3 protein-coding genes and 1 tRNA gene are annotated in these 1,930 nt (G+C 51.3%); all 4 read right to left on the minus strand.

All coding sequences use genetic code 11. The features are described from left to right. Nucleotides 1-156 (minus strand): GTP-binding protein (locus VNL73_04840; protein HXF48735.1); only part of this gene is annotated, 156 nt, incomplete at its 3' end. 164 nt (nt 157-320) lie between these two features. Beyond that, a tRNA-Thr gene (locus VNL73_04845) sits at nt 321-393 on the minus strand. Between the two features lie 178 nt (nt 394-571). After that, nucleotides 572-1,069: a DNRLRE domain-containing protein gene (locus tag VNL73_04850; protein HXF48736.1), complete on the minus strand. Its 498-nt coding sequence runs from the start codon at nt 1,067-1,069 to the stop codon at nt 572-574. Nucleotides 1,070-1,135: 66 nt separating this feature from the next. Continuing rightward, nucleotides 1,136-1,930: T9SS type A sorting domain-containing protein (locus VNL73_04855; GenBank protein ID HXF48737.1), on the minus strand; the 795-nt coding region annotated here is incomplete at its 5' end.

Here is a 1,930-nt window from a genome sequence, read left to right on the forward strand (position 1 = left end):
GTTATCGATGGAATCAAACGTCCGGATCTGCGCCAATCCCCGGCGGCTCAAAACCATCGTGATCGCCGCCGTCAAGGTCGTCTTCCCGTGATCCACGTGCCCGATCGTCCCCACGTTCACGTGCGGCTTCGTACGCTCAAATTTTTGTTTGGACATTTACGCTTCCCTCCGCTCTATCTTCCTGTTTCGCTTTTTCAACGTCGCTGGTGCTAATGGTTATAACCTTTTCCAGTTCCCAAGTTTTCGCTTTTCGAACTCTGTTTTTCCTGATTCTTGTTGTTGCTAATCTCCAATCTCGAATCTCTAATCTCCGTATTACAAGCCCAGAACCGGGATTGAACCGGTGACCTCGTCCTTACCAAGGACGTGCTCTACCAACTGAGCTATCTGGGCGAAATTAACCCGGTTGTTGTCCTCGCTTGTATACCGGTTCTTACGGCCTCGAAAACGTCCTGTAAACGGCTTTTCCCGAAAGCCGGGAACGGGCAATATTCTACCCTCCCGTTTTCGGGTAAACAGCCAAAATACAGTTTGTTACAGGTTTGTCAATACCTTGGGCGAAAAATATTTTCTATTCGGCTTTGGCCTCCGGCTCGGTGTAGTAGACGACCAGTTCCGCCTTGCCCCCCGCATTCGACTTGGCCGCAAACTTGGTCTCTTCTTCCGGAAACTCGGTTTCCAAAAGAAATCCCCGGTTGGTCTTCTCCCCCTTGAGCCAAGCCGCTACCAACAGCGTGATATCCAGTTCAATCCTGTCGCTCCGGTTCACGTCCGCCACGGCAAAAGCGGGAAACGTTGAATCCAGCGCCAAAACCTGTCCGCCTTGAATCGAACTGGCCGTCCAGTCGCTGGTTATCGGGGAAAGTTTGAACGAAAGATAATCATCCCTTGTGGAATCCCGCTGGATGTGGAGAATCAGCCCCGCAAAGTCAATCCGGCTACCCGCCGGGATTTCCGGCAGGTCGAATTTGAAAATTTCCTCTTGGGTTTGCTCCACTTTCGAAACAAAAGCCCCATCTCCAACATTCTGCCGAATCTCCCCGGCAAAAACCGAAACAGAAAGAAGCAATACTATCCCACTTGTCATTCTGAGCGTAGCGAAGAATCTCTCTTTTGCGTTTTTCATCTCGGTCTCCTATTTCACCAGCATCATTTTATGGGTTTTCGAATATGTGGGCGTCGAAAGCCGATAAAAATATGCCCCGGAAGAAAGCCCCCTTCCCTTTTCATCCTTCCCATCCCAAAGAAACGCATACGGCCCGGCGGAAAACTCCTCCCCCGCCAGTATCGTCCGCACCTTCTGCCCCAGAATATTGAAAATCTCCAAATTCACCCGTTCCGGTTTTTCCAGATTAAACTGAATCAGCGTGGTGGGGTTGAAGGGGTTGGGGTAGTTCTGCAACAGCTCCGTTGGCCTATTGACTGTAATCTCGTTTTCTTCCTCTCCTACGGCCAGTCTGCACCACGTGCAGCACCCGTTGTCATATGGATTATAATCCACGTTGGGTGAGAATCTGCTAGACTGGGGAATATCGATGTTGTAGCAGTTCCATTCCGCCTTAATGGTCGGGGTGCCACAGCCGGAGCAGTAGTCGTTATCCTTGATGTACTTCCAGCCCGAGGCTCCGCTGGTACTGGAAATCGTATTGAATCCGCTGTCAGCCGGGTTGGCAACCGACCCCAAATCCGCAGTGTCCGCCCCGCCGTTGCTTTCCAAAAGCACTCCCGTTGTCTGCCATTCCGTTATGAAACTATTCCGGATTTTTATATAGTCGCCGGAAGTGCTGCGAACTGAAACGGGAGACCGATTTGAAGAGGGAGACGCGAAATCGCATCCGGTCAAAACGGCCCGGCCCTTATACTGGTTTTCGAATTGCTGGTTGGAAAAATAGCCGGATATGCTCGCGGCGGTTATCGGCACGGGCGTACT

It is taken from the genome of Verrucomicrobiia bacterium (assembly GCA_035574275.1).
Lineage (GTDB): Bacteria > Zixibacteria > MSB-5A5 > DSPP01 > DSPP01 > DSPP01.